Annotated in this window: 18 protein-coding genes; 13 read left to right on the top strand and 5 right to left on the bottom strand. The window is 61.3% G+C overall.

Translation table 11 applies throughout. From position 1 onward, the window contains the following. Nucleotides 1–8: 8 nt before the first annotated feature. Nucleotides 9–962, bottom strand: a complete 954-nt coding sequence (locus tag KCG88_RS25425) for a DMT family transporter (RefSeq protein ID WP_210713366.1) — start codon at nucleotides 960–962, stop codon at nucleotides 9–11. A 93-nt stretch (nucleotides 963–1,055) separates the two neighbouring features. On the opposite strand from KCG88_RS25425, the gene KCG88_RS25420 reads away from it, so the two are divergent. After that, complete coding sequence (locus KCG88_RS25420) at nucleotides 1,056–2,480, top strand: PLP-dependent aminotransferase family protein (protein WP_210713365.1); 1,425 nt, start codon at nucleotides 1,056–1,058, stop codon at nucleotides 2,478–2,480. Between the two features lie 48 nt (nucleotides 2,481–2,528). Here the strand turns inward: KCG88_RS25420 and KCG88_RS25415 are convergent, their stop codons facing one another. Further along, complete coding sequence (locus tag KCG88_RS25415; protein WP_011060188.1) at nucleotides 2,529–3,347, bottom strand: pyruvate, water dikinase regulatory protein; 819 nt, start codon at nucleotides 3,345–3,347, stop codon at nucleotides 2,529–2,531. Nucleotides 3,348–3,521: 174 nt separating this feature from the next. Here KCG88_RS25415 and ppsA point away from each other — a divergent pair, with 174 nt between their 5' ends. The 9 genes from ppsA (at nucleotide 3,522) to KCG88_RS25370 (ending at nucleotide 13,113) form a co-directional block, all read left to right on the top strand. Next, on the top strand, nucleotides 3,522–5,897 hold the full coding sequence (gene ppsA, locus KCG88_RS25410; protein ID WP_047284862.1) for a phosphoenolpyruvate synthase: 2,376 nt from the start codon (nucleotides 3,522–3,524) through the stop codon (nucleotides 5,895–5,897). A gap of 102 nt (nucleotides 5,898–5,999) precedes the next feature. Next, a complete protein-coding gene (locus KCG88_RS25405; RefSeq protein WP_210713364.1) occupies nucleotides 6,000–6,989 on the top strand; it encodes an alpha/beta fold hydrolase in 990 nt (329 codons plus the stop codon). Between the two features lie 257 nt (nucleotides 6,990–7,246). Next, nucleotides 7,247–7,738 (top strand): ribonuclease E activity regulator RraA, encoded by a 492-nt coding sequence (gene rraA / locus KCG88_RS25400; protein WP_009042919.1) that lies wholly within the window; start codon nucleotides 7,247–7,249, stop codon nucleotides 7,736–7,738. A 25-nt stretch (nucleotides 7,739–7,763) separates the two neighbouring features. Beyond that, the gene (locus KCG88_RS25395) at nucleotides 7,764–8,759 is read left to right on the top strand and encodes a zinc transporter ZntB (RefSeq protein WP_210713363.1); all 996 of its coding nucleotides are present in this window, start codon (nucleotides 7,764–7,766) and stop codon (nucleotides 8,757–8,759) included. A 63-nt stretch (nucleotides 8,760–8,822) separates the two neighbouring features. After that, entirely contained in the window at nucleotides 8,823–9,068 is a 246-nt protein-coding gene (locus tag KCG88_RS25390; protein WP_011060193.1) for a hypothetical protein, read from the top strand. 2 nt (nucleotides 9,069–9,070) lie between these two features. Further along, the gene (locus KCG88_RS25385; protein ID WP_016964357.1) at nucleotides 9,071–9,895 is read left to right on the top strand and encodes a mechanosensitive ion channel domain-containing protein; all 825 of its coding nucleotides are present in this window, start codon (nucleotides 9,071–9,073) and stop codon (nucleotides 9,893–9,895) included. Nucleotides 9,896–9,983: 88 nt separating this feature from the next. Beyond that, on the top strand, nucleotides 9,984–10,574 hold the full coding sequence (gene sigX, locus KCG88_RS25380; RefSeq protein WP_011060195.1) for an RNA polymerase sigma factor SigX: 591 nt from the start codon (nucleotides 9,984–9,986) through the stop codon (nucleotides 10,572–10,574). Nucleotides 10,575–10,681: 107 nt separating this feature from the next. Next, nucleotides 10,682–11,659: an OmpA family protein gene (locus KCG88_RS25375; protein ID WP_011060196.1), complete on the top strand. Its 978-nt coding sequence runs from the start codon at nucleotides 10,682–10,684 to the stop codon at nucleotides 11,657–11,659. A gap of 434 nt (nucleotides 11,660–12,093) precedes the next feature. After that, nucleotides 12,094–13,113, top strand: coding sequence for a quinone-dependent dihydroorotate dehydrogenase (locus KCG88_RS25370; protein ID WP_047336189.1), 1,020 nt, complete (start codon nucleotides 12,094–12,096; stop codon nucleotides 13,111–13,113). A 133-nt stretch (nucleotides 13,114–13,246) separates the two neighbouring features. On the opposite strand, the gene KCG88_RS25365 is transcribed toward KCG88_RS25370, so the two are convergent. After that, on the bottom strand, nucleotides 13,247–13,462 hold the full coding sequence (locus KCG88_RS25365) for a ribosome modulation factor (protein WP_015634760.1): 216 nt from the start codon (nucleotides 13,460–13,462) through the stop codon (nucleotides 13,247–13,249). Nucleotides 13,463–14,005: 543 nt separating this feature from the next. Here KCG88_RS25365 and rlmKL point away from each other — a divergent pair. Together rlmKL and KCG88_RS25355 are read left to right on the top strand one after the other, a co-directional pair. Further along, nucleotides 14,006–16,270 (top strand): bifunctional 23S rRNA (guanine(2069)-N(7))-methyltransferase RlmK/23S rRNA (guanine(2445)-N(2))-methyltransferase RlmL, encoded by a 2,265-nt coding sequence (rlmKL, locus tag KCG88_RS25360; RefSeq protein WP_210713362.1) that lies wholly within the window; start codon nucleotides 14,006–14,008, stop codon nucleotides 16,268–16,270. A gap of 136 nt (nucleotides 16,271–16,406) precedes the next feature. Next, entirely contained in the window at nucleotides 16,407–18,806 is a 2,400-nt protein-coding gene (locus KCG88_RS25355) for a diguanylate cyclase (RefSeq protein WP_210713361.1), read from the top strand. A gap of 45 nt (nucleotides 18,807–18,851) precedes the next feature. On the opposite strand, the gene dacB is transcribed toward KCG88_RS25355, so the two are convergent. Then, nucleotides 18,852–20,312 carry a D-alanyl-D-alanine carboxypeptidase/D-alanyl-D-alanine-endopeptidase gene (gene dacB, locus KCG88_RS25350; RefSeq protein WP_047284879.1) on the bottom strand — a complete coding sequence of 487 codons (1,461 nt, stop codon included), beginning with the start codon at nucleotides 20,310–20,312 and terminating at the stop codon, nucleotides 18,852–18,854. Between the two features lie 234 nt (nucleotides 20,313–20,546). Here dacB and KCG88_RS25345 point away from each other — a divergent pair, with 234 nt between their 5' ends. Further along, a complete protein-coding gene (locus KCG88_RS25345; RefSeq protein WP_047284881.1) occupies nucleotides 20,547–20,891 on the top strand; it encodes a YggL family protein in 345 nt (114 codons plus the stop codon). A gap of 178 nt (nucleotides 20,892–21,069) precedes the next feature. On the opposite strand, the gene KCG88_RS25340 is transcribed toward KCG88_RS25345, so the two are convergent. Beyond that, nucleotides 21,070–22,260 (bottom strand): benzoate/H(+) symporter BenE family transporter, encoded by a 1,191-nt coding sequence (locus tag KCG88_RS25340; protein WP_047336136.1) that lies wholly within the window; start codon nucleotides 22,258–22,260, stop codon nucleotides 21,070–21,072. Nucleotides 22,261–22,287: the final 27 nt, after the last annotated feature.

The raw sequence follows: 22,287 nt of genomic DNA, 5'->3' as shown, positions 1-22,287 counted from the left end.
GAGTCGCTTTAGCGTCGCGCGGGCTTTCTGGACAGCCATTTGTCCAGGGGCAGTTTGGTGATGGCGAAACCGCCGAGCAAGGTCGAGGAATACAGCAGCAGGTCCCGGGACAGGCTCTGGCCTTCGTACCAGGCGCCGATGATCACCGCGAACACCGGAAAAATGATGAACACGAAGGACAGGATCACCGGGTTCAGTCGTTTCAGCAGGAAAAAATAGACAATGAACCCACCCACCGAAGCCGCCAGCCCCAGATACAGCAGGGCGCCCCAGGAACGCGGGCTGATGGCGGAAAAGTCCGGGTGCTCGATCCCCAACCCCGCCAGGCACAGCAGTAGGCCGGCGATGCCGATCGGCAAGGTGTTGTAGGTGATGACGCTGATGGCGCTGCCGTGTTTCTTGGTGACCACGTAACACAGCGCATGCAGCAGTGCCGCACCGAGAATGGCCAGTACTCCCGAGAGTTCATTGTGGTCGCTGAGCAGGCCCTGGCCGCGAATGATCTGGAACAGGCTGGCAAAGCCGATGGCGATGCCGAGCAGTTGCGCCAGGTGAATCTTCTCCCTCAGCAGCAGGGCGGAAAAAATCAGGATGAACACCGGCATGCAGCTGAACAGCAGCGCGGTCAGGCCGGAGGAAACGTGCACCTCGCCGTAGTTGAGCAGGGTGTAGGGCAGGCTGAAGTAGCACAGGGTGACGAATGCCAGGAACCCCCGGCTGCCCTTGGGAAACATCAGCGGCTCGCGGCGCAGCCAGGCAAAACAGGCGAACAGCGGAAAGGCAATCAGAAAGCGCAGGCCGGCGGCGGTCAGTGGCGGCACGCTTTGCACGGCAATCTTGATACCCAGCCAGGTGGTGCCCCAACTCAGGCAGACAACCAGGAACAGGGTGCAGGTCACCAGGGTGGCAAGCCAGGGGCGGGGCAGGGCCCGGGTGTCGGATATGACGGTGCTGGTATTCACGCTGGCCTTCCTTTCGTGATGAGCAATTGACCTCTATATTGGGCGAGTCATTTGCGGCAATTGAGCCCTTGAGCAACGCTATTGGTGAAAATGATGGCTGTCAAAGTAAGTATTGACACGGTGTCAATGATGCGTTCCGCACTGCAGGAAGGTGGAGGCGCCAAGTACAAGCGACTGGCCGAGACCCTGGAACAGGCCATTGCCGACGGTTCTCTGGCCCCCGGTAGCAAACTGCCGCCCCATCGCCTGTTGGCGGACAAGCTGGGCGTGACCATTGGCACCATCAGCCGCGCGTACGCCGAGCTGGAACGCCTGGGACAGGTGGTGGCACGGGTCGGCGATGGTACTTATGTGCGCCAGGACGGTTTGCAGCGCCAGCGCGACAGCGGCTTTCGCAACGTCGCCGAGGAGCCTGAGGCGCTGTTCGACATGAGCCGCAACACCCATATTCCCGGCCAGGAAAACCATTTCATCGCTCAGGGCTTGCGGGCATTGGCAGAAGATCCTTTGGGACTGCAGCAAATCGCCCGTTACAGCGCCGAGGCCGGTCTGGCGCGGTATCGCGCCGCGGGTGCGCGCTGGCTGACCCAGGATGGCTTGCAGGCGGATCCCGAGCAGGTGATTTGCGTCAACGGCGCCCAGCACGGCTTGCATGTCGCCTTGCTGGCACTGCTCAAGCCCGGCGATACCCTGGCCACTGAACACCTGACCTATCCGGGCCTGATCAGCACGGCGCGAATGTTGGGCATCAAGCTCCTGGGGTTGCCGATGGACGCACAGGGGCTGTTGCCGGAGGCCTTGGACGAAGCGTGCCGGCAGCACCGCATTTCAGCGCTGTATTGCACCCCGACCCTGCAAAACCCCACGGCTGCGGTGCAGTCCGCTGCGCGGCGCGAGGCCGTGGCGGAGCTCTGTCGCCGGCATAACCTGTTGATTCTGGAGGATGAAACCCACGCCGTGCTGATGGAGCGGCGCCCGGCGCCCCTGGCCCATTTCGCAGCGGAGCGCACGGTGCTGATCAGCAGCCTGAGCAAGGCCGTGGCGTCAGGGCTGCGGGTCGGTTTCCTGCATGCGCCGTCGCCCCTGGTGGGACGTTTGGCCGCAGCGGTACGCGCCACCTGCTGGATGGCCACGCCTTTGCCGCTGGAGCTGGTAGCGGGCTGGATCGACACGGAAGTTGCCGAGCGCCTGCGTCAGCAGCAGATGGCCGAAATCGCTCGGCGCAAGGAGCTGGTCACGGAGGTGTTGCAGGGGCTGGAGTGGCGCAGTCCGGAGGGTTGCCCGCATTTCTGGATCAGGGTTCCGGAGCCGTGGCGTGCCTCTGAAATCGAGGTGGATCTCAAGCATCAGGGATACCTGGTGGCCACTGCCGAAGCCTTTGCCGTGGGCCAGGCGGCGGTGCCGCAATTCGTCCGGGCCAGTGTCTGCAATACCTCCGCGGATGATCGTCGGCTGCAGGACGGCTTTACAGCGTTGGCCGCGGCCTTGAAGCAGGAGAGCGGGCTGTCCCGCTGGTAGGGCGGCAGGCGAGGGGCAGTGCGGGCCTCGCCGTCGGTCGCGCAGAGGTTACTTGAAGCGCCGTTCCACGCCTTTTTCCACGAGGATCTTGGCCGAGATCTCTTCCACCGAGAAATGGGTGGAATTGATGTGGGGGATGTTTTCGCGGCGGAACAGGTTTTCCACTTCGCGCACTTCGAATTCGCACTGGGCGTAGCTGGAATAGCGGCTGTTGGGCTTGCGCTCGTTGCGGATCGCGGTGAGGCGGTCGGGGTCGATGGTCAGGCCGAACAGCTTGTGCTTGTGGGCGCGCAGGGCATTGGGCAACTGCAGGCGCTCCATGTCTTCCTCGGTCAGCGGGTAGTTGGCCGCGCGGATGCCGAATTGCATGGCCATGTACAGGCAGGTCGGGGTCTTGCCGCAACGCGACACGCCCACCAGGATCAGGTCGGCCTTGTCGTAGTAGTGGGTGCGGGCGCCGTCGTCGTTGTCCAGGGCGAAGTTCACCGCCTCGATCCGCTCCATGTAGTTGGAGTTGTGGCCAATGGAGTGGGATTTGCCGACGGAGTAGGAGGAATGTTCGCTCAGCTCCTGTTCCAGGGGCGCGAGGAAGGTCGAGAAGATGTCGATCATGAAACCATTGGAGGTCGCGAGGATCTCACGAATGTCCTGATTGACGATGGTGTCGAAGATAATCGGACGATGGCCGTCTTTTTCGGCGGCTATATTGATTTGTTGTACCATGGCCCGCGCTTTTTCCATGCTGTCGATATACGGCCGCGTGAATTTGCTGAAGGTAACGTTTTCGAACTGCGCCAACAGGCTCTGGCCGAGGGTTTCCGCTGTGATGCCGGTACCGTCGGAGATAAAGAAAGCAGATCGTTTCATTTGCGGCTTGGGCCTTAAGCTAGTGACGATTCTTGGATATGATAGGCGCGATTTGTCGGCCGGGAATGGCCCGCATTCTCACTTATTTTCCAGGTCCAGGCCATATAGCGGGCAAACGCTCCCTGGAGCAGCCGGCTTCTGAGCTTTTCCAACACAGTTAGTGGAGAGATCACCTTGGTAGAGTACGTAGTTTCCCTCGATAAGCTCGGCAAACACGATGTTGAGCATGTGGGGGGCAAGAACGCATCCCTGGGCGAGATGATCAGCAACCTCGCAGGTGCGGGCGTATCGGTCCCTGGTGGCTTCGCCACGACAGCTCAGGCTTATCGTGATTTTCTTGAGTTGAGTGGTCTGAACGACCAGATCCATGCGGCGCTCGATGCGCTGGATGTCGATGACGTCAACGCCCTGGCCAAGACCGGCGCGCAGATCCGTCAGTGGATCATGGAGGCCGAGTTCCCCGAGCGCCTCAACACCGAGATCCGTGCCGCCTTCGCCGCACTGTCGGCGGGCAATCCCGACATCGCCGTGGCCGTGCGTTCCTCGGCCACCGCCGAAGACTTGCCGGACGCCTCCTTTGCCGGCCAGCAGGAAACCTTCCTCAATATCCGTGGCGTGGACAATGTGATTCGCGCTGCCAAGGAAGTGTTCGCCTCGCTCTTCAACGACCGCGCCATTTCCTACCGCGTGCACCAGGGGTTCGACCACAAGCTGGTGGCCCTGTCTGCTGGTGTGCAGCGCATGGTGCGTTCGGAAACCGGCACCGCCGGCGTGATGTTCACCCTTGACACCGAATCGGGCTTCCGTGACGTGGTCTTCATCACCGGCGCCTATGGCCTGGGTGAAACCGTGGTCCAGGGCGCGGTCAACCCGGACGAATTCTACGTCCACAAGAACACCCTTGAAGCCGGTCGTCCGGCCATCCTGCGCCGCAACCTGGGCAGCAAGGCAATCAAGATGATCTACGGCGACGAAGCCAAGGCCGGTCGTTCGGTGAAAACCGTGGACGTGGACGCGGCCGACCGCGCGCGTTTCTGCCTGACCGACGCTGAAGTCAGCGAGCTGGCCAAGCAGGCGATGATCATCGAGAAGCACTACCAGTGCCCGATGGACATCGAGTGGGCCAAAGACGGCGACGACGGCAAGCTGTACATCGTCCAGGCCCGTCCGGAAACCGTTAAGAGTCGTACCCAGGCCAATGTCATGGAGCGCTACCTGCTCAAGGAAACCGGCACCGTGCTGGTGGAAGGCCGTGCCATCGGCCAGCGCATTGGCGCCGGCAAGGTGCGGATCATCAAGGACGTGTCCGAGATGGACAAGGTCCAGGCCGGCGACGTGCTGGTCTCCGACATGACCGACCCGGACTGGGAACCGGTGATGAAGCGCGCCAGCGCCATTGTCACCAACCGCGGCGGCCGGACCTGCCACGCAGCAATCATCGCTCGCGAGCTGGGCATTCCGGCGGTCGTGGGTTGCGGCAACGCCACCGAACTGCTGAAAGATGGCCAGGGCGTGACCGTTTCCTGCGCTGAAGGCGACACCGGTTTCATCTTCGAAGGCGAGTTGGGTTTCGACGTCAAGCAGAACTCGGTGGATGCCATGCCGGAGCTGCCGTTCAAGATCATGATGAACGTCGGCAACCCGGACCGCGCCTTCGACTTCGCCCAGTTGCCGAACGCCGGCGTGGGCCTGGCCCGCCTGGAGTTCATCATCAACCGCATGATCGGCGTGCACCCCAAGGCACTGCTGAATTACGCCGGGCTGCCACAAGAGATCAAGGACAGCGTCGACAAGCGTATTGCCGGCTACCACGATCCTGTGGACTTCTACGTCGACAAGCTGGTTGAAGGTATCAGCACCCTGGCTGCGGCGTTCACACCGAAGAAGGTCATCGTGCGTCTGTCGGACTTCAAGTCCAACGAATACGCCAACCTGATCGGTGGCAAGCTCTACGAGCCGGAAGAAGAGAACCCGATGCTGGGCTTCCGCGGCGCCTCGCGTTACATCAGCGAATCCTTCCGTGACTGCTTCGAGCTCGAATGCCGCGCCCTGAAGCGCGTGCGCAACGAGATGGGCCTGACCAACGTCGAAATCATGGTGCCGTTCGTGCGCACCTTGGGCGAGGCCAGCCAAGTGGTTGATCTGCTGGCTGAAAACGGCCTCAAGCGCGGCGAGAACGGCCTGCGCGTGATCATGATGTGCGAACTGCCGTCCAACGCCATTCTGGCTGACGAGTTCCTCGAGTACTTCGATGGTTTCTCCATCGGCTCCAACGACCTGACCCAGCTGACCCTGGGCCTGGACCGTGACTCGGGGATCATCGCCCACCTGTTCGACGAGCGTAATCCTGCGGTCAAGAAGCTGCTGGCCAATGCCATTGCCGCCTGCAACAAGGCTGGCAAGTACATCGGCATCTGCGGCCAGGGGCCTTCGGACCACCCGGACCTGGCCAAGTGGCTGATGGAGCAGGGCATTGAAAGCGTTTCGCTGAACCCGGACTCGGTACTGGAAACCTGGTTCTTCCTGGCTGAAGGTCAGGGCGCGGCGTAATCGGTGAGTGCAGAGCCGGTCGGTCGCAAGGCTGGCTGGCTCTTGAAGATTCAAGCAGGGCGTGCTTCTTCTGGATGCCGCCCTTTTTTGTGCAAGAAGAATATGCAAAGCAGCAGCAACCTATTTCCGGTCGCCTTGATCAGTGCCGAGCGTCGAGGCGACCTCAGCGAAGATGTCTATCGCTTGAAGCCCGGCAACAGTCCCGACCCTTCCGTGGAGTTGGCCGTCACCCGCCTGGGGCTGGCCGATGAGCCTGAAGCCCGGGGGATCCCCGTGGTCCTGCTGCATGGCAGCTTTTCCAATCGACGTTTCTGGTATTCGCCCAAGGGCATCGGGCTGGGGGCCTATCTGGCCCGCGCGGGCTTCGATGTGTGGATCCCTGAAATGCGTGGTCACGGCTTGTCGCGCCGCAATGCCGACTACCGCAAGAACCGTGTCGCCGACTACGCGCGGTACGATTTGCCGGCAATTGCCGCCTTTGTCCGTGAGCAAAGTGCACAGGTTCCCCACTGGATCGGTCATTCCCTGGGCGGCACTACCCTGGCGGCGGCCTTGGGCGGGCAGTACCTGGGCGATGCGGGCGTGGCCTCGGCGGCTTTTTTCGGTACCCAGATCAGCCGTACCTACTGGCCGCTGAAGATCCCGATGGTGGAGTGGGGTGGGCGCCTGGTGATCAAGCGCTTTGCTCAGTTGTCCGGCTCGCGGCTCAAGCGCGGCCCCGAGGACGAGCCCATCGGGCTGGCCCTGGAGAGCATGCGTTGGCATGGATTGTTTGGTCGTTTCGGCGATGCCGACAAGGATTGGTGGGCGGGCCTGGCGCAGGTTACGGTGCCGGCACTGGCAGTCAGTGCCGCAGGAGATCATCAGGATCCGACCTGGGCCTGTCGCAAGTTGTTCGAGCAGTTGGGTAGCGAGCAGAAACAATTTGTCTGCCTGGGGCGCGAGCAGGGATTCAGCGGCAACTTCGGTCACGTCGAGATGCTGGTGAGCAAACCGGCGCAGACTGAGGTCTGGCCGCTGGTCGCGCGCTGGCTCAAGGATCAGCAGGCGCCATTGCTGGTTTCTGCTGCCGAACCCGTGGCTGCGGTTTGAGGCGAAGGCTCTGACAAGGGCATTTCGCTCGATAGCGCTTGCGGCTAAGATATGACGCATTGCGCTGTTCTGGTCACATTCAGTTATTGAGTCGGCTTTCCGTTCCGCTGGCCTGGCTGCAAAAATACGGGGCAGGCGGGTTCGCTCATCAGGCCTTGCAGGTTAAACATCGGCAGTCTCGGTGCGTACCTATATAAGGCAGCCTCTGGAATCACCGACACCTTCGATCGTGTTCTTTCTGTTACAGGAGTTTCTCGATGAACCATTACCTCACTCCCGACCTGTGCGACGCCTACCCGGACCTAGTGCAGGTGGTAGAGCCGATGTTCAGCAATTTCGGTGGTCGCGATTCCTTTGGCGGTGAAATCGTCACCATCAAGTGCTTCGAGGACAACTCGCTGGTCAAGGAACAAGTGGAGCTCAAGGGGCATGGCAAGGTGCTGGTGGTGGATGGTGGCGGCTCGCTGCGCCGCGCCCTGCTGGGCGACATGCTGGCCGAGAAAGCCGCAAAAAACGGTTGGGAAGGGTTGGTGATCTACGGTTGCATCCGTGATGTGGATGTCATCGCCCAGACCGATCTTGGCGTCCAGGCCCTGGCCAGCCACCCGATGAAGACTGACAAGCGCGGCATCGGTGACCTCAATGTGGCGGTGACCTTTGCCGGTGTGACTTTCCGCCCCGGCGAGTATGTCTACGCCGACAACAATGGCGTGATCGTTTCGCCAAGCCCGCTGAAAATGCCTGAATAAACAATCGACCTGACAAGGGATGCGGATGTTCGAGGAAGAAAACGCGCAATGGGGACTGGTACATGCCCTGGTGCTGGATGGTGAAGGCGGTGCGCGTTCGATTGCCCGGACTGAGCTCGACGATCTGCAGCTGCAGGCCCATGAAAGCCTGTGGCTGCATTGGGATCGCAGTCATCCGCAGACCCAGACCTGGTTGCGTCGCTCCAGCGGCCTGAGCGAGTTCAGTTGTGACCTGCTGCTGGAGGAAAACACCCGTCCACGCCTGCTGGCGCTCCCGGACTCGGAGTTGCTGCTGTTTCTGCGGGGGATCAACCTGAACCCGGGGGCCGAGCCGGAAGACATGGTCTCGGTGCGGATCTTTGCCTCTGCCCGGCGGGTGATTTCCTTGCGCCTGCGTCAGTTGCGCGCCACCGATGAGCTGCTGGTGCAGCTTGCCGAGGGGCGTGGGCCGAAGACGTCTGCCGAACTCCTCCTTTATATGGCCGAATACCTGACCCACAAGGTGCAGAATCTGGTCAGCGACCTCTCGGAAGTGGTCGATGGCGAGGAAGAAAAACTGGATGCCGACGAACGGTATACCCCCGAGCACGGCAGCATTTTGCAGATCCGTCGGCGGGCAGCCGGGCTCAAGCGCTTCCTGGCTCCGCAGCGGGATATCTTCGCCCAGTTGAGCCGGATAAAACTGCCCTGGTTCGCCGTGGATGATGGTGATTACTGGAACGAGTTGCACAACAGCCTGACCCGTTACCTGGAAGAGCTGGAATTGACCCGAGAGCGCGTGGGGCTTGTGTTGGAGGCCGAAGATCGGCGTTTGAGCGTACGCATGAATCGCACCATGTACCGCTTCGGGATCATTACCGGGATCTTCCTGCCGATGAGTTTTCTCACCGGCCTTTTAGGGATCAACGTTGGCGGTATTCCATTCTCGGCCAGCCCTTATGGCTTTATCATCGCCTGCCTTTTATTGGTGGCGGTGGCCTTGGGGCAATGGTGGCTTTTTCGTCGTTTGCGCTGGGTGTGATGATGCTTGATGTGACCCGAATAAATCTGATCGCGTCTTTTTCAGACATCACCAGAGGTGCGTATGCACGATCCGTTTGAACAGTCTTTGCGTGACATGCTCAAAGCCTCGCCATCGAGCCGCGATGACGATGCTTGCCTGGGCCGCGTACTGAAAACCGCCAACCGTCAGGTGGGGGCGGGGGATCTGTTCAGCCTTCTGGGCCGCTGGCTGCCCGCGCTGATGATCGCCTTGAATAACGGATCGGCTCATATCGCGCCGGTTTCTCGTCGTAAATCTTCTGCTCGCACTGCTGATAAGGCTGATTGAATATGGAACTGGATCTCTGGACGCAGAGCCTCGTCACGGCGATGACTGCCTTGTGGACCAAGGTGGCGAACTTCATTCCGAACCTGTTCGGTGCGTTGGTGGTGCTGTTGCTGGGCTTCGTGGTGGCCAAGCTGCTCGATACCCTGCTGTCGAAATTGCTGGCCAAGCTGGGCCTGGATCGCCTCATGGGCGGCACTGGCCTGACCAAGTTGCTGTCTCGTGCGGGTTTGCAGGTACCTATCTCGACCCTGATCGGCAAGATCGTCTATTGGTTCGTTTTGCTGATTTTTCTGGTTTCTGCTGCTGAATCTCTTGGCCTTGAGCGAGTTTCGGCTACGCTCGATATGCTTGCGCTGTATTTACCGAAGGTTTTCGGTGCTGCGCTGGTGCTGTTGGTGGGGGTTTTGCTGGCGCAACTGGCCAATGGCCTGGTGCGCGGCGCCGCAGAAGGCGTAGGCCTGGATTACGCCAGCGGCCTGGGGCGAATTGCCCAGGGGCTGGTGATCATCATCAGTATTTCCGTGGCGATCAGCCAGTTGGAGGTCAAAACCGACCTGCTCAACCATGTGATCGTCATTGTATTGATTACCGTTGGTCTGGCTGTTGCGCTGGCCATGGGGTTGGGAAGCCGGGAAATTGCCGGGCAGATTCTTGCGGGAATCTATGTGCGTGAGTTGTATCAGGTTGGGCAACAAGTACGTGTTGGTGAGGTCGAAGGCCAGATCGAAGAGATTGGCACGGTTAAAACTACATTGCTGACCGAGGAGGGTGAGCTAGTCTCTCTCTCCAATCGGATCCTGCTGGAGCAGCATGTAAGTAGCCGCTAACCCGGCAAACCCTGCTAATGTATGCCGCCGCAAAATGCCCGTCATCGGGCTGCGGCGGACATTGACCTGACTGTCGGCACGACTCGTTTTGAATAAAACCCAATCGCTATCCACGCGCTATGACCCCCGTGAGCTCTCTGATGAGGAGCTGGTTGCGCGCTCACATACGGAGCTGTTTCACGTAACACGCGCCTATGAAGAGTTGATGCGGCGCTATCAGAGGACCCTATTTAATGTTTGTGCACGTTATCTGGGGAACGATCGGGATGCGGATGATGTCTGTCAGGAAGTGATGTTGAAGGTGCTGTATGGCCTTAAGAACTTTGAGGGTAAATCGAAGTTCAAGACGTGGCTATATAGCATCACGTACAACGAATGCATCACGCAGTATCGCAAGGAGCGGCGCAAGCGTCGGTTGATGGACGCTTTAAGTCTTGACCCCCTCGAGGAGGCCTCTGAAGAGAAGGCGCCGAAACCTGAGGAAAAGGGCGGACTTGACCGCTGGTTGGTGCATGTGAATCCGATTGATCGGGAAATTCTGGTGCTACGATTTGTCGCAGAGCTGGAATTTCAAGAGATCGCGGACATCATGCATATGGGGTTGAGTGCTACAAAGATGCGTTACAAACGTGCTCTTGATAAATTGCGTGAGAAATTTGCAGGTATTGCTGAAACTTAGTTCGGCGCAAATATCTCTTACGTCTAGGTGAGTTCTGATAGACTTACCGCCGAGTTGTCCCCCGGTATGTGGGACTGCTTTACAATCACCAGATGGGGATTTAACGGATGAAACTGAAAAACACCTTGGGCATTGCCATTGGTTCTATTGTTGCCGTGACTTCGTTCGGCGTTCTGGCGCAAGGCCAAGGCGCGGTCGAGGGTGAACTGTTTTACAAAAAACAGTACAACGACAGCGTTAATCACGTTGAAGACGGCTTCAACCCAGGCGCATCGATCGGCTACTTCCTGACCGACGATCTGTCGTTGAACGCCACCTACGACAAGACCAACCACACCCGTTCCAACGACGGTACTGGTAACCAGAAAATCAAAGGCGACAACTTCGGCCTGAACGCTCAGTACCACTTTGGTACCGTGGGTGACGCTCTGCGTCCATACGTTTCCGGCGGTGTTGCTCACAAGAGCATGACCAACGTTGAGGCCGACGGCCACAGCGGTCGCGACCAGTCGACTTTCCTGACTGCAGGTGCTGGTGTTAAGTGGTACATCACCGACAACCTGTTCGCTCGTGCTGGCGTTGAAGCTGACTACAAGCTGGACAACGGTAAGTGGGACTACGCTCCTACCATCGGTCTGGGTGTGAACTTCGGTGGCAGCGGCGGCAAAGTTGCTCCAGCTCCAGTAGCACCAGCTCCAGCTCCAGAGCCAGCTCCAGAAGCTCCAGTTGCTGAAGTGGTTCGTGTTGAGCTGGACGTGAAGTTCGACTTCGACAAGTCGGTCGTTAAGCCTAACAGCTACGCTGACATCAAGAACCTCGCTGACTTCATGAAGCAGTACCCACAGACCACCACCGTTGTTGAAGGTCACACTGACTCCGTCGGTCCTGACGCTTACAACCAGAAGCTGTCTGAGCGTCGTGCAAACGCCGTTAAGCAAGTCCTGGTTAACCAGTACGGCGTTGGCGCTAACCGCGTTCAATCCGTTGGTTACGGTGAGTCCCGCCCAGTTGCCGACAACGCAACTGAAGCTGGTCGCGCAGTTAACCGTCGCGTAGAAGCCTCGGTAGAAGCTCAAGCTAAGTAATTAGCCTTGTAGCTTGGAAGAACCCGGCCTAGGCCGGGTTTTTCTTTGCCTGCGATTTGCCTTTCTGGTCCGAGATTCAGGGCGGTTGTACCTGGGTTTCAGAGGTAAGGACATTGACCTGCGCGGTTGCTGTGGCGGCTCCAGTCAGTAGGGGGGGCGCTTTGTGGTTGGCTGCCATGCTGCGTATGAGCGGCTTACAGGGACACATCCCGTGCAACGCCGCACTCGTTTGCCGCTGGCCAGGCGAGGGGCGTCGCAGGCCAGTACCGGGTCTATGTTGCGCTGCAAGGCCCGGGTCGATGACAGGCCTTTCCCGGAATCGCTGTCGTTGACCCAGGCCAGAGGAGGGGATTTCACTTCGCGCCTCGCTTGCAAGCCCCGGGGCCGGCTATAATCAGCGCCCTATTTTGCCGCCAACCGAGTTCATCCCGCCCATGTATACCCTGGCCCGCCAGCTGTTGTTCAAACTCTCCCCGGAAACTTCCCACGATCTGTCCCTGGACCTGATCGGCGCGGGCGGGCGTTTGGGCCTTAACGGGCTGTTGTGCAAGGCCCCGGCGCAGATGCCGGTCAAGGTAATGGGCCTGGAGTTTGCGAACCCGGTGGGTCTGGCTGCGGGCCTGGACAAGAACGGCGCGGCCATCGACGGCTTCGCCCAATTGGGGTTTGGTTTTGTCGAGATCGGCACCGTCACCCCGCGCCCGCAACCGGGAAACCCCAAACCGCGGATCTTCCGCCTGCCCCAGGCCGAGGCCATCATCAACCGCATGGGCTTCAATAACCTGGGCGTCGACAACCTGCTGGCACGGGTCGCGGCCTCGCAGTACAAGGGCGTGCTGGGGATCAATATCGGCAAGAACTTCGACACCCCGGTGGAGCGGGCGGTGGATGATTACCTGATCTGCCTGGACAAGGTCTATGCCCACGCCAGCTATGTCACGGTCAACGTCAGCTCGCCCAATACCCCGGGCCTGCGCAGCCTGCAATTTGGCGAGTCGCTCAAGCAATTGCTGTCGGCCTTGAGCCAGCGCCAGCAGGAGCTCACCGCGATCCACGGCAAGCGCGTACCGTTGGCCATCAAGATCGCCCCTGATATGAGCGACGAGGAAACCGTGGAAGTGGCCCGCGCCCTGCTGGAAACCGGCATGGATGCAGTGATCGCCACCAACACCACGCTGAGCCGTGAGGGCGTCGAAGGCCTGGAGCACGGCGCCGAGGCTGGTGGCCTGTCTGGCGCACCGGTACGGGAAAAGAGCACCCACACGGTCAAGGTACTGGCTGCTGAACTGGCCGGCCGTTTGCCGATCATCGCCGTGGGCGGCATCACCGAAGGCAAGCACGCAGCTGAGAAGATCGCTGCGGGCGCTAGCCTGGTGCAGCTGTATTCGGGTTTCATCTACAAGGGGCCGGCGTTGATTCGCGAATCGGTGGATGCCATCGCGGCCATGGGCTGAGAGGGAAGGACAGCACGCGGGCATAAAAAAGGGCTCCTCGAAGGAGCCCCTGGGCCGAAGCCCGCCGCCCGGATGGGGCGTGCGTGGTTAAGTCGTCATCTATTCAAGTTTTAGGTGTCGGAATGTGCCCTGATCAGCCGACAGCGCGAAGTTCGTTGAGTCTGTGGATGCCCGCAGTGCCTGTCATACCGTCCCAGTTGTCGCCGCGTCCCTCGCGCCAGCCGTTGATCCAGGCTTGGCGTACCGACGGTAGAGTAAATGGGCAAAGCTCACGGGACTTGCCATTAACGCCATACTGATATCCGCGTAAAAACGCTTTTTCCAACGGATCACGCTTTAGTCTTCTCATAGGGTGTTTCCCTCACTTGTTGACTGCTTTATGTCCCGTCGACCTTCGTTGAGGTCGGGCAGAGTGCTTCTGCCGTTGGTGCTCGCTGCCGGCGTCGCGAGCCTTTATGTTGACGCCGTTGCGGCGCCAACCTGTGTTGAGTTCTAACCAATAGGTCACAGCAAGTGAATGATCGTTTTGTCATAAGGACGTAACGATAATGCTGTCCAGGCCATAAGCCGGGGCGGTTTTGTATCGTGCCTGTCACGCAAAGCCCACTGTGATCAGCCTCTCACTAGATGATGAGGTTAATGCTTTAGTGAGAATGTCGAACGGTTGCACTCAACTACTATTCGACGAAGGGTCGACTTATGTCATTTTGTTGCCCTGACTTTTTATCTGTCCCGGTCTCTAAGCTCTTTTGCCCTGCAAAAAAGCCAGCCTGCCGGGGTGGGGCGGCGCAGTTTCGCGCCACACGAGCGCTCTTGAAGAAAAGCGCTTGATTGAAAACCGAGCGAGCGATGCGTTGCCCGTTCACTTATTGCTAAAGGCCCTGGTATTCCCATGTCGGATCGTTACGAAATCTTCCTCACCTGTCCCAAAGGCCTTGAAGGCCTGCTGATCGAGGAAGCCGTCGGGCTTGGCCTTGAGCAAGCGCGTGAGCACACTTCTGCCGTGCGCGGCATGGCCGACATGGAGACGGCCTATCGCCTGTGCCTGTGGTCGCGCCTGGCCAACCGGGTGCTGCTGGTGCTCAAGCGCTTCCCGATGAAGGACGCCGAGGACCTCTACCACGGCGTGCTGGATGTCGACTGGCAGGACCACATGCTGGCCGACGGCACCCTGGCCGTGGAGTTCAGCGGCCATGGCTCGGGCATCGACAATACCCACTTCGGCGCCCTGAAGGTCAAGGACGCCATTGTCGACAAGCTGCGCACTCCGACCGGCGAGCGCCCTTCGGTGGACAAGCTCAACCCCGACCTGCGCATCCACCTGCGCCTGGACCGCGGCGAAGCCATCCTCTCCCTGGACCTCTCCGGCCACAGCCTGCACCAGCGCGGCTACCGCCTGCAGCAAGGCGCTGCGCCGCTCAAGGAAAACCTGGCGGCGGCGATCCTGATCCGTTCCGGCTGGCCGCGCATCGCCGCCGAAGGCGGCGCCCTGGCTGACCCGATGTGTGGCGTGGGTACCTTCCTGGTGGAGGCGGCGATGATCGCTGCCGACATCGCCCCCAATCTCAAGCGTGAACAATGGGGCTTCACCGCCTGGCTTGGCCACGTGCCGGCGTTGTGGCGCAAGCTGCACGACGAAGCGCTGGCCCGGGCCCAGGCCGGCCTGGCCAAGCCCCCGCTGTGGATCCGCGGCTACGAAGCCGACCCGCGCCTGATCCAGCCCGGCCGCAACAACGTGGAGCGCGCCGGCCTGAGCGAGTGGATCAAGATCTACCAGGGCGAAGTGGGTACCTTCGAGCCGCGCCCGGACCAGAACCAGAAAGGCCTGGTGATCTGCAATCCACCCTACGGTGAGCGCCTGGGTGACGAAGCCAGCCTGCTGTACCTCTACCAGAACCTCGGCGAGCGCCTGCGCCAGGCCTGCTTGAACTGGGAAGCGGCGGTGTTCACCGGCGCCCCGGACCTGGGCAAGCGCATGGGCATCCGCAGCCACAAACAGTACTCGTTCTGGAACGGCGCCTTGCCCTGCAAGCTGCTGCTGATCAAGGTCCTGCCGGATCAGTTCGTCACTGGCGAGCGCCGTACCGCCGAGCAGCGCCAGGTGGAACGCGAGCAGGCCCAGGCCGCGGCGGACGAAGCACCCGTGCGCCAGTACAACAAGAATGGCAACCCGATCAAGCCGGCCCCGGCTCCTGCTCCCGTGGTCGAGCAGGCGCGCCTGAGCGAGGGCGGGCAGATGTTCGCCAACCGTCTGCAAAAGAACCTCAAGCAACTGGGCAAGTGGGCCAAGCGCGAGGGCATCGAGTGCTACCGTGTCTACGATGCCGACATGCCCGAATACTCCCTGGCCATCGACCTCTACCAGGATTGGGTGCACGTGCAGGAATACGCGGCGCCCAAATCGGTGGACCCGGAAAAGGCCCAGGCCCGTCTGTTCGATGCCCTCGCGGCGATTCCCCAGGCGTTGAATGTCGACAAGAGCCGGGTGGTGATCAAGCGTCGCGAGCGCCAGAGCGGCACCAAGCAGTACGAGCGCCAGAGTGCCCAGGGCCAGTTCACCGAAGTTCGTGAAGGCGGGATCAAGCTGTTGGTGAACCTTACCGACTACCTGGATACCGGGCTGTTTCTCGATCACCGGCCGATGCGCATGCGCATTCAGCAGGAGGCGGCGGGCAAGCGTTTCCTCAACCTGTTCTGCTACACCGCCACCGCCAGTGTGCACGCAGCCAAGGGCGGCGCGCGCAGCACCACCAGTGTCGACCTGTCGAAAACCTATCTGGACTGGGCACGCCGCAATTTCTCGCTCAACGGTTTTTCCGACAAGAACCGCCTGGAGCAGGGCGACGTGATGGCTTGGCTGGACAGCTGCCGTGACGAGTTCGACCTGATCTTCATCGACCCTCCAACCTTCTCCAACTCCAAGCGCATGGAAGGGGTATTCGACGTGCAGCGTGACCAGGTGCAGTTGCTGGACCTGGCCATGGCGCGCCTGGCGCCGGGGGGCGTGCTGTATTTCTCCAACAACTTCCGCAAGTTCCAGCTGGATGAAAACCTCGCCGAGCGCTACCAGATCGAGGAGATCACGGCGAAAACCATCGACCCGGATTTCGCCCGCAATGGCAAAATCCACCGTGCCTGGAAAGTCACCGCACGCTGATGGCCGGATATGTCCCCGAGGCCCGTTTTTTCAGGCCTCGGGGGCTGTTTAGCGCTGGTCAAATTAGTGGCTAATGGCTATAACTCACACGTGGTCCGGATGATGCCCAAACTCGCTGGCGTGATGAGTTCTGTTTATGCCTCTGCATGTTGTACGCCCGAAAATCCTGGGTTTCATAAGTGAAGAGGCGTCTGCCTGGATGGTGGCGGTGCTGGTCCTGGTTGCGGGCGGCATCCTCACTGGGCTCTTGGCCTGGTCCACCTATAGCCTGAACAAACAGCAGGTGCGCCAGCGCTTCCAGTTGCTGGCAGGCGAGCGCTACAGCCGCATCGAAGAACGCTTTCAAGACCAGGAACAACGCCTGGACGGCTTGCGGCGCTTCTTTGTCTACTCCGACCTGGTGACCCGCCAGGATTTCGATGGCTACGCCAGACCCTTGTTGCGCCGCACCCAAGCCTATGCCTGGGCGCCTCTGGTAAGCCGCGCCCAGCGCCCGGGGTTCGAGCAGTCGATTCGCGATCAGGGGCTGCCGGGGTTTTCCATTTTGCAGTTGAATGCCACGGGCCAGATGGAGCCGGCCGGTGAGCACGATGACTACGCACCGGTGCTCTATAGCCAGACCCAGAGCCCCCTGGGGTCGCCCCTGGGTTACGACCTCCTGGCCCAACCTCTGCGCCGCGCCACCCTGGAACGTGCTCGGGAACTCAATGGCCTGGCGGTCTCGCCGCCTTTGCAACTGGTGGCCGTGGACCAGGCCTATGCGCGAGGGGTGCTGCTGGCGGCGCCGGTCAGGCGCGCGCAGGATGCCTCCGGCCCCCTGGACCGGCCCTACGGCTATGTTCTGGCGATCATCAGCCTGCGGCAACTGGTGGCGGACGGCCTCCCGGTTCCTGCCAGCGATAACCTGTCGGTGCGGATTCTCGACCTGTCCACCGAGGGCCAGCACGAGGTGCTCTACGAGTCGAACAACCCGCCCATCAGCAGCAGCCTGACCGCCAGCCGCCTGTTGCGCCTGGCGGACCGGGACTATCAAGTGGACATCCGCCCCAGCGCGGCCTTCCTGCACGCCAACCATTCTGCCCTGGGCAGCCTGGTGATTCTTGGCGGCATGCTCAGCCTGCTGCTCAGCGCCTTGCTCTACGTTCTGGTAAGCCAGCGTCAGCGGGCTCTGGCCCTGGTGGAGCAGCGCACCAAGGAACTGCGCAGCAGCGAGCAGGCGTTGCGCGGCACCCACAGCCAGTTGCGCTGCGTGCTCAATGCCGCCACTCAGGTAGCGATCATTGCCACCGACCTGCGCGGAGTGATCAGCACTTTCAATGCCGGGGCCGAGCAGATGCTCGGGTACAGCAGCAGTGAGGCAGTGGGGCACCTGACCCTGGAAAGCCTGCACCTGCCCGAAGAGCTGGAAAGCTGGGCCCAGAGCCTCACCCAGCGTTACGGCAAAGCCATCCCGGTGTCCCAGGCGATGCTGGTGGAAGAGGGCATGGCCGGCGGTCATGAGGCCCGGGAATGGACCCTGGTGCGGCGTGACGGCAGCCATCTGCAAGTCAACATGCTGGCCACTCCGGTGCTCGACGACCAGGGGTTGTGGATCGGCCATCTGGCCATCTGCATCGATATCACCGAAGGCAAGCGCGTGCATGAAGCCCTGGCCGCTCGTGACCGCTTGCTGCAGCGGCTCAGCGCCCATGTGCCTGGCGGGATCTATCAGTTCAAGCTGGACGCCGACGGGCATACCAGTTTTCCCTATGCCAGCGATGGCCTGCGCGAGATCTACGAGATCGAACCGCAATTGCTGCAGCAGGATGCCGAGGCGGCATTCGAGCGCATCCATCCTGAGGATGTGGAGCGGGTGCGTGAGTCGATCCGGGTTTCGGCGCAGCAGCTCAGTCCCTGGTGCGAGGAGTACCGGGTCTGCCTGCCGCAACGGGGGGGGCGCTGGATGCGCGGCGCAGCGAGCCCGGAAAGCCTGCGGGGCGGCGGTGTGCTCTGGCACGGCTATATATCGGATATCTCCGATCTCAAGCGGGTCGAGGAGGAGCTGCGGGCATTGTCGATCACCGACTCCCTGACCGGTATCCACAACCGGCGCTATTTCCAGGAGCGGCTACAGGCCGAGATGCATCGCCTGGAGCGAGGGGGTGGCGTGATGGCGGTGATCATGCTGGACATCGACCATTTCAAGCGGATCAACGATCAGTACGGTCACGGTGTGGGGGATCAGGTGCTGCGCGGGTTATGCGAGCGCATCGGCCGGCGCTTGCGGCGCATCGACGTCTTCTGTCGTCTGGGGGGGGAGGAGTTCATGGTTCTGTGCCCGGATACCAGCGGCGAGCAAGCGCTGATTCTGGCGCGGGAACTGTGGCACGGTGTGCGCAGTTCGCCGATCGGGCCGGTGGAGAGTGTCACCGCCAGTTTCGGTATCGCCAGTTGGCGTGCGGGGGAGGGGGCTGATGAGCTGCTGCTGCGAGCCGACTCTGCGGTCTATGCCGCCAAGCAGGCGGGGCGGGACCGGGTCCAGATGGAGCAGCCGTGAACGCTGGTGGCGGCGCGCAAGGCTTGCCGCCGCCAGCGTCGCCGCTTAGAGCGCTGAAGCGCTGGTCGCCAGTTTCGGCTGGCGGTACAGGTCCAGCAGGACCTGGTCGAGCACCGAAGAGGCGCCGAATGGCCGTGGGTCGTTGAGGATTGCCACCACCGCCCAGGTATTGCCGTTGTCGTCGCGGCTGTAGCCGGCGATAGCGCGCACGGTGTTCAGGGTGCCGGTCTTGATGTGCGCTTCACCGGACATGGCGGTGCGCTTGAGGCGCTTGCGCATGGTGCCGTCCATGCCGGCGATCGGCATCGAGCTGATGAACTCGGCGGCGTAGGGGCTCTTCCACGCCGCTTGCAGCAGGCCGGCCATTTCCCGGGCGCTGACCCGCTCGGCCCGCGACAGGCCGGAACCGTTTTCCATCACCAGGTGCGGCGAGGTGATGCCTTTTCTCGCCAGCCATTGGCGCACCACTCGCTGGGCCGCCTTGGCGTCGTCGCCATCGGCTTCGTTGCGGTACTTGGCCCCCAGGCTCAGGAACAACTGCTGGGCCATGGTGTTGTTACTGTATTTGTTGATGTCGCGGATGATTTCCGCGAGGTCCGGGGAGAAGGCGCGGGCCAGGACCTTGGCATCCTTGGGCACCACGGCCAGGCGATCCTGGCCCTGGATGCTGCCGCCCAGCTCGCTCCAGATCGCCCGCACCGCGCCGGCGGTGTAGGTGGCGTGGTCCAGCAGCGACAGGTAAGTCTGGGAACTGCAGCCATCACCCAACTGCCCGCCGACGGTCACGATCACGCTGCCATCGGCCTGGGTGACGGGGTTGTAGCGCACGTCTCCGGTGCACTGCTTGGTGTTGACCGCCTTGACCTGGTTGTCGATGCGGATCTTGGCGATCGGCGGCTCCACCGAAACCAGGACCCGCCCTGAGTCATTGCGGGCAACGAAGCGCAGGGCCTTGAGGTTGACCATCAGGGCGTCCGGCTTGACCAGGAACGGCTTGTTCTCGTCGTTGCCATCGTCATTGAATTCCGGCAGTTGCGGCTGCACGAAGAAGTTGCGGTCCAGCACCAGGTCGCCAGTGACTTGCTGTACGCCATTGGCCCGCAGGTCACGCATCAGCAGCCAGAGCTTCTCCATGTTCAGCTTGGGGTCGCCGCCGCCCTTGAGGTACAGGTTGCCATTGAGGATGCCGCCGCTGAGGGTGCCGTCGGTGTAGAACTCGGTTTTCCACTGGTGGGTCGGGCCGAGCATTTCAAGGGCCGCGTAGGTGGTCACCAGTTTCATGGTGGAGGCCGGGTTCACCGATACGTCGGCGTTGAAGATGGTCGGGGTGCCGGGGCCGTTCAGGGGAATCATCACCAGGGACAGGGCGTTATCCGGAAGTTTGCTGGCTTTGAGGGCTTGCTGGACCTTGGGGGTCAGGGTGGTGTTGACCGGGGCCGCGGAAACGGGAAAGGCCAGGGGGAGAAAAACACTGGCCAGTAACAGAGGACGCAACGATTTGATCATATGAAATGGAACCCTGCAGTCGAGGGGAAAAAAGGCGAGGGCATGCAGATAAAATCCCTCAGTGGTCATGAAAGTGTCGGCATTATGCCCCAAGGTATAGCGGCTTGTGCCGTGCCACGGGCCGCTGGGGCGGTATTTTTTTTACCAATGGCAGGGTCGCATCCTCATAGAGTCAGGCAATCGCCTGCCTAAACTGGTAAAGTGCCGCCCGTTATTACTTATGAGGATTGTTCCATGGCCACTAACCGTTCCCGCCGTCTGCGCAAAAAACTCTGCGTAGATGAATTTCAGGAGCTGGGTTTTGAGCTGAACCTGGATTTCAAAGAAGATCTGGCTGACGAAGCTATTGACGCTTTCCTCGACGCATTCCTCAAAGAAGCGATGGAAGCCAACGGCCTGGGCTATGTAGGCGGCGACGACTTCGGTCTGGTTTGCCTGAGCAAGCGCGGTTCCGTCAGCGAAGAGCAACGTGCCACCGTTGAAGCCTGGCTCAAGGCGCGCACCGAGCTGACCAACGTTGAAGTCAGCCCGCTGCTGGACGTGTGGTACCCGGACAACGCGATCAATCCAGTCGCGTGATGTCATGCATGAGCGACCCGTTCGGGTCGCTCATGCGTTGTTGCCCCAGGGCCACCTGTCGATTCCCCCCCCTTTGTATCCTTGCCTCTGCCACGGGCCAGCCCCGGGCGTTGTCGTGGGCGCCGTTCGCCGGCAAGCCGGCCGGTCGGTGTAGAAGCAGGCTTGCCAGCGAAGCCCTTCAGGCGCTGCGCCAGTTCAGGATCATCAGGGTCACCACGCCGGCAACGATTCCCCAGAACGCCGAGCCGATGGAGAACAGCGTCAGCCCCGACGCCGTGACCATGAAGGTGATCAGCGCCGCTTCCCGTTCCTTCACTTCGCTCATGGCGATGCTCAGGCCGTTGATGATCGAGCCGAACAGCGCCAGGGCCGCGATGGACAGCACCAGTTCCTTGGGCAGGGCGGCGAACAGCGCCGCCAGGGTGGCGCCAAAGACCCCGGCGATGCCGTAGAAAATCCCACACCATACTGCCGCGGTGTAGCGTTTGCTGTGATCCTCATGGGCGTGGGGGCCGGTGCAGATGGCGGCGCTGATGGCCGCCAGGTTGATGCCATGTGAGCCGAAGGGCGCCAGCAGCAGCGAGGCCAACCCCGTGGCGGTGATCAGCGGCGAAGCCGGGACGTTGTAGCCGTCGGCTCGCAGCACGGCGATCCCTGGCATGTTCTGCGAGGTCATGGCCACCACGAACAGCGGAATGCCGATGCTGATGGTGGCGGCCAGGGAGAAGTGTGGCGTGGTCCATACCGGGGTCGCCACTTCCAGGTGAAAGCCGCTGAAGTCCAGCAGGCCCATGACCCCGGACAAGGCCGTACCGATCAGCAGCGCAGCCAGTACCGCATAGCGCGGCGACAGGCGCTTGACCACCAGGTAGGTGAGGAACATGCCCAGCACCAGGCCGGTGCGGTGCTGGGCGGCGACGAAGATCTCACTGCCGATCTTGAACAGGATCCCCGCCAGCAGGGCCGCCGCCAGGGACGCCGGGATCTTTTTCATCAGCCGCTCGAAGCTGCCGGTCAGCCCGCACAGGGTCACCAGCACGGCGCAGGTGATATAGGCGCCGATGGCTTCGCCGTAGGTCACCCCGGACAGGCTGGTGATCAGCAGCGCGGCGCCGGGGGTCGACCAGGCGATGGTGATGGGGGTGCGATAACGCAGGGAGAGGCCGATGCTGCACACCGCCATGCCGATGGAAATGGCCCAGATCCACGAGGAAATCTGACCGCTGGTCAGCCCGGCGGCCTGCCCGGCCTGGAACATCAGCACCAGGGAACTGGTGTAGCCGGTCATCATGGCGATGAAGCCGGCCACTATGGCAGACGGTGAAGTGTCGGCCAGAGGGCGTAGCTGCGCGGGAGTGGCATCGGACATTACTGCTGTTCCTTGTTCTTGAAAGAC

Source organism: Pseudomonas sp. MWU349 (assembly GCF_017947325.1).
GTDB classification, from domain to species: domain Bacteria; phylum Pseudomonadota; class Gammaproteobacteria; order Pseudomonadales; family Pseudomonadaceae; genus Aquipseudomonas; species Aquipseudomonas protegens.
The sequence above is the reverse complement of the archived record's forward strand: the minus strand, read 5'-3'. Positions and strand labels throughout refer to the sequence as shown.

Excerpts from the sequence above, each read along its gene's own strand:
- KCG88_RS25420 (WP_210713365.1), top strand. The coding sequence starts at position 1,056 with ATGGCTGTCAAAGTAAGTATTGACACGGTGTCAATGATGCGTTCCGCA.
- KCG88_RS25415 (WP_011060188.1), bottom strand. The coding sequence starts at position 3,347 with ATGAAACGATCTGCTTTCTTTATCTCCGACGGTACCGGCATCACAGCG.
- KCG88_RS25405 (WP_210713364.1), top strand. The coding sequence starts at position 6,000 with ATGCAAAGCAGCAGCAACCTATTTCCGGTCGCCTTGATCAGTGCCGAG.
- rraA (WP_009042919.1), top strand. The coding sequence starts at position 7,247 with ATGAACCATTACCTCACTCCCGACCTGTGCGACGCCTACCCGGACCTA.
- KCG88_RS25395 (WP_210713363.1), top strand. The coding sequence starts at position 7,764 with ATGTTCGAGGAAGAAAACGCGCAATGGGGACTGGTACATGCCCTGGTG.
- KCG88_RS25390 (WP_011060193.1), top strand. The coding sequence starts at position 8,823 with ATGCACGATCCGTTTGAACAGTCTTTGCGTGACATGCTCAAAGCCTCG.
- KCG88_RS25385 (WP_016964357.1), top strand. The coding sequence starts at position 9,071 with ATGGAACTGGATCTCTGGACGCAGAGCCTCGTCACGGCGATGACTGCC.
- KCG88_RS25375 (WP_011060196.1), top strand. The coding sequence starts at position 10,682 with ATGAAACTGAAAAACACCTTGGGCATTGCCATTGGTTCTATTGTTGCC.
- KCG88_RS25370 (WP_047336189.1), top strand. The coding sequence starts at position 12,094 with ATGTATACCCTGGCCCGCCAGCTGTTGTTCAAACTCTCCCCGGAAACT.
- KCG88_RS25365 (WP_015634760.1), bottom strand. The coding sequence starts at position 13,462 with ATGAGAAGACTAAAGCGTGATCCGTTGGAAAAAGCGTTTTTACGCGGA.
- rlmKL (WP_210713362.1), top strand. The coding sequence starts at position 14,006 with ATGTCGGATCGTTACGAAATCTTCCTCACCTGTCCCAAAGGCCTTGAA.
- KCG88_RS25355 (WP_210713361.1), top strand. The coding sequence starts at position 16,407 with ATGCCTCTGCATGTTGTACGCCCGAAAATCCTGGGTTTCATAAGTGAA.
- dacB (WP_047284879.1), bottom strand. The coding sequence starts at position 20,312 with ATGATCAAATCGTTGCGTCCTCTGTTACTGGCCAGTGTTTTTCTCCCC.
- KCG88_RS25345 (WP_047284881.1), top strand. The coding sequence starts at position 20,547 with ATGGCCACTAACCGTTCCCGCCGTCTGCGCAAAAAACTCTGCGTAGAT.
- KCG88_RS25340 (WP_047336136.1), bottom strand. The coding sequence starts at position 22,260 with ATGTCCGATGCCACTCCCGCGCAGCTACGCCCTCTGGCCGACACTTCA.